We start from the raw sequence: 4622 nt of genomic DNA on the forward strand, positions 1-4622 counted from the left end.
CCTCCACAGCGCCTGCAACGACCTCCCACCAGCCGAATTCGAGACCCACTACCAAACACAAACCGACCCGGCTATCCTCACCCCAGCCAGCTAACCCGGCCTCCACGAAACTCGGCGCGGTTCAGGGCGCTGGGCATTCCGCTCATGCACATGAGCAGAGCGTGGAGTCGCTCGCAGCCAGGGCCCTGGTGGCCGCTGCCGTCAGGGCGGGCTTGGCTTGTGGACGACATAGCGGCTTTGGGCCTGGCGGCGCGGCTGTAACCTGCGGCATGCCGCTGTCTCGCTGTGGCTGAATGCTGGAGTCCCGGTTACCGAGGTGGAAGAGCGGGTCGGCCAGAGCATTGACGTGCTGCTGCGGGTCTACGCCAAGTGTGTAGAGGGGCAGCGGGCGCGGACCAACGGCAAGATCCCTGATGCGCTCGCCGAGTGATCCACAACCTCGCGCACCACACCCGGCACGTCCCCGGGCCGTTTGTGATCTCAAACTGAACTGCGGAAACGCTGCAGGGACTGGTTCGCCCATCGCTCGCCATCATCATGTCAATGGCCATTCAGTTCTCCCCGTAGGCGGCCTTGAGATCTCCCCGCTGGCGGCCACAGTGGTTTCCCCAACGGCGGCCAGTTATCTCCCCGCCATTGGTGCTGGTCAGCTCAGCTGAAGGGCTTCACCCCCTGCCCGGAGGTGGCTTGGGTGAGGCGGAAGCTGTCACCTTGCGTGACCACGACGTGGGCGTGGTGCAGGAGCCGGTCGACGGTGGCGGTGGCCAGGGTCTTGGGCATGATCTCGTCGAACCCAGACGGGTGCAGGTTGCTGGAAACGGCGAGCGAGCGCCGCTCATAGGCGGCGTCGACGAGGCGGTAGAACCCTTCGGCGGCGTCTGGAGAGACCGGTAGCAGCCCGATGTCGTCAACGATGATCAGGTCGGAGCGAATCAGGCGGGCCAGAGCACGGGCGATGGAGTCGTCGACCCTATGCCGGCGAACAAGAGCGCCCAGATCCTCGATGGTGAACCACGCGACGATCAGGCCGGCCTCGACGGCGGCTTGGCCGAGGGCTTCACAGAAGTGTGACTTGCCGGTGCCCGAAGGGCCGCAGACGCACAGGTTCTCGCGGCGGGTGACCCATTCCAGGCTCTTGAGGGCCTCCTGGGTCGGGCGGGGGATGGACGAGGCGGTGTCGTCCCAGTCGCCGAAGGTCTTACCGGCGGGAAACCCGGCGCGTTTGCGGCGGGTGGACAGGTTGGCGCGGTCGCGTCCGGCGGCTTCCTCGGCGAGCAGAACCCGGACCACCTCGGCCGGATCCCAGCGCTGGGCCTTGGCGGTGGGCACCAGGTCAGGCAGCGTGCGGCGGATGTGCGGCAGCTTCAGGCGCCGGGTGAGCTCGATCGCCTCGGCCAGTGGGTCGCCGGCCGAACCCGCAACGATGGTGCGCAGCGGGGCGGCCATCAGCTCACATCCTGATCGTTGATGGTGGGGCCGGCGACGTCGTCAGCGCGGGCGGGAACATCGGTGGCGGTGGTGGTGCCGAAGCGGGCCCAGGCGGAGGTGCCCGGCTGCAGGCTGTGGTCCTCGCCCGCTCGGGTGGGCTGGGCGTCGGCTTGGCGGGCCTGGTAGTCCAGAATCGACAGCAGGTCCTTGTCGCTGAACCGGCCGGTGATCGCGGCGGTGCCCAGGGCGCGATCGACGGCGGCGGGCGAGTGCAGCTTGGACAGGGCGACGGCCTCGGCCATCTTGGTCTTGATCCGGCGAGTGCCGGCGGTAGCGGCCTCGACCAGCCAGGACGCCGCTCCCGGGCCGAGCATCAAGAACGCCGCCTCCTCGGCACTGGTGGCCTTCGGCGTGCGGCCGGCGTCCTTATCGTCGCGGGGCGGGTAGTGCGACGCCTCGATCACCGGCGTCCCGGCGGTCCCGCGACGGTGCCGGGCGGCCTCGGCCGCGGTGCCGTCGGCCGCCACCGCGGTAACGATCAACTCATCACCGTGGAAACGGGCCCATACGCGGGTGTCGACCAGGCGGTGCGGGACCGAGTAACGCACCCCTTCCACCGAGATGGTGCAATCCCAGTTCACCCGGCGGGTGGTGCCGAACGCCGCGGTGAACGGCGCCTTGGGCAACGGGTGCAGGCGCTGACGCTCCTCGGCCAGCAACTCCACCGGCTTGCGCCGAACCTCGCGGTGGGCACGGCCGTTGACCTGGTCACAAAACTCGCGGCAGGCGGCCTCCAACTGCGCGAACGTCCGATACTCCTCCAGCAGATTGACCTGGGTCGGGACCAGGTCGGCCTTGGCGATCCGCACCGTGGCCTCGCTGCCGCCCTTGGACTCGGGATCGGCAGGGACACACGTACGGATGGTCATGCCATAGTGCTTGGCGACCTCGACGATCTCGGCGTTGCGGACCGCGATCCCCGCCACGTGATCGGTGGTGACCGTCTTCTCGTTGTCGGTCAGCGCATAGGCCGGCACCCCGCCGATCCGCCGCAACGTGGCGTCCAGGCACGCGGTGATGGTCGGCAGCGTCTTGTCCCAGACCGGGATCATCACCCGGAACCGCGACCACGCCAGCCACGCGCACCACAAGATGGTCTGCCGGCCGCCGATCACCGGGCCCCAGCCCCAGTCCCACTGAAGCCACAGCCCCGGCTCGACCGTCCACGGCCGGTAGACGCGGTGGCGGCCGAGCCGGTACTGCGCCTTGGCCTCCGCCACCGTACGGCGGGTGGTCCGCTCCCCACCAGTAAAGCCCATCGCGACGATCCGCTTGTGGACCACGTCGGCACGGATCTTTCCGCGCGACCGGACCACCAGCTCCTCGATCTTGGGCAGATAGGCGTCGATCGCCCGATCCCGATGCCGCCGCTGCTCAGGCGCCTGCCCGGCCGCCCTCATCTTCACGTACCGGGCCACCGTGTGGTGGTCGCACCCGGCCATCTCGGCCGCGGCACGGTAACTGCCCGTGAGGTCGTACGCCTCAAGGATCTCCATGATCTCCCTGCTGTTCTTCACCCGCCCGACTCTCGCCGACCGGGAAACGATCAGGACAAGTGGGGAGATATCTGGCCGTCCACGGGGAACCCGCTGGCCATCAGTGGGGCCGTATCTGGCCGCCTACGGGGAGCTTTGCATGGCCGCTGTCATCATCAATCTACGGTCTGCTTGGGAGTAACTGACAGTGATCAAGGGCGCCCTGGTCGGGGATGTAATAACTGGTCGGAAGAGCACCTCGCGGCAGTGTTCTGGTTCAGGACATAGGAAACGGGTGTCTCGAGACATAGGAAACACCAGCGGAGCATGTCTCCGAAGATAGGAAACACAGAGAGCTAGGACCTGCGGGCGGTCGACAGTCGGCTCGTGTCGAAGGCCAGACTCATCATCACCGCGGTCGTCGTCGAGGGCCGCTCGCAGACAGACGTCGCTCGCTCCTACGGCGTCTCCAAAGGCTGGGTGTCCAAGCTCGTCGCCCGTTACCGGGAGCAGGGCGAGAGCGCCTTCGAGCCCCGATCCAGACGACCCAAGACGTCACCGACCGCGATCGACGCCGCCACCGTCGAACTGATCGTCGGCCTCCGCAAACAGCTGTCCGGCCAGGGCCTGGACGCCGGGCCGGACACCATCGCCTGGCACCTGCACCAGCACCACCAGGTCACCGTGTCCCGGGCGACGATCAGCCGCTACCTGATGCGGGCCGGCCTGGTCACCCCCGAGCCGAGCAAACGGCCACGATCTTCCTACATCCGCTTCCAAGCCGAGCAGCCGAACGAGACCTGGCAGGCCGACTTCACCCACTACCGGCTCGCCGACGGCACCGACGCCGAGATCCTCACCTGGCTGGACGACCATTCCCGCTACGCCCTGTCGGTGATGGCCTGGCCCCGGGTCACCGGCCCGATCGTGCGGGACACCTTCCGCCACGCGGTGGCCGCCCACGGCGTACCCGCCTCCACACTGACCGACAACGGCATGGTGTTCACCACCCGCCTGGCCGGCGGACGCGGCGGCCGCAACGCCTTCGAAAGCGAGCTGCGCCGCCTGCACGTAACGCAGAAGAACTCCACCCCCAACCACCCCACCACCTGCGGAAAAGTCGAACGGTTCCAGCAGACGATGAAGAAATGGCTACGCGCCCAGCCCAATCAGCCCCTCACCATCGCCCACTTACAAACCCTCATCGATGCCTTCACCGACGCCTACAACCACCACCGCCCGCACCGCTCCCTACCCCACCGGGCCACCCCCGCTGCGGTCTACACCAACCGACCGAAGGCACAGCCGGTCGGCAGCCGCGACAGCGACACCCACATCCGGATCCGCCACGACCGCGTCGACCACACCGGCGTCGTCACCCTGCGGATCAGCGGCCGACTCCACCACATCGGCATCGGACGAACCCACGCCCGAACCCACGTCATCCTGCTCATCGACGATCTCCACGTCCGGGTGGTCGCCGCCACCACCGGAGAACTCCTCCGCGAGCTGACCATCGACCCCACCCGCGACTACGGAACTTAAATGGGTCTTGTCGGTGAGCTGACGAGGGCTGATTTGGTCTGTATGACCAAGGTGTGCGGTATGCCCAAGGCGGCGGCTTCACCCCCCAGGAGCAGCGGCGCCGCGAGGAGGTAC

3 protein-coding genes are annotated in these 4622 nt (G+C 67.8%); 1 reads left to right on the forward strand and 2 read right to left on the reverse strand.

The window, feature by feature from the left end:
• Nucleotides 1-651 precede the first annotated feature (651 nt).
• Together istB and istA are read right to left on the reverse strand one after the other, a co-directional pair.
• Nucleotides 652-1446 (reverse strand): IS21-like element helper ATPase IstB, encoded by a 795-nt coding sequence (istB, locus tag HHX33_RS34465; protein ID WP_182878227.1) that lies wholly within the window; start codon nucleotides 1444-1446, stop codon nucleotides 652-654.
• Nucleotides 1446-3005: an IS21 family transposase gene (gene istA, locus HHX33_RS34470; RefSeq protein WP_182878228.1), complete on the reverse strand. Its 1560-nt coding sequence runs from the start codon at nucleotides 3003-3005 to the stop codon at nucleotides 1446-1448. The genes istB and istA overlap by 1 nt, the downstream gene beginning before the upstream one ends.
• Nucleotides 3006-3350: 345 nt before the next feature.
• On the opposite strand from istA, the gene HHX33_RS34475 reads away from it, so the two are divergent.
• Nucleotides 3351-4508 (forward strand): IS481 family transposase, encoded by a 1158-nt coding sequence (locus HHX33_RS34475; RefSeq protein WP_182878229.1) that lies wholly within the window; start codon nucleotides 3351-3353, stop codon nucleotides 4506-4508.
• Nucleotides 4509-4622 lie beyond the last annotated feature (114 nt).

Origin of the sequence: Microbispora sp. H10670 (assembly GCF_014161385.1) — a bacterium.
Lineage (GTDB): Bacteria > Actinomycetota > Actinomycetes > Streptosporangiales > Streptosporangiaceae > Microbispora > Microbispora triticiradicis.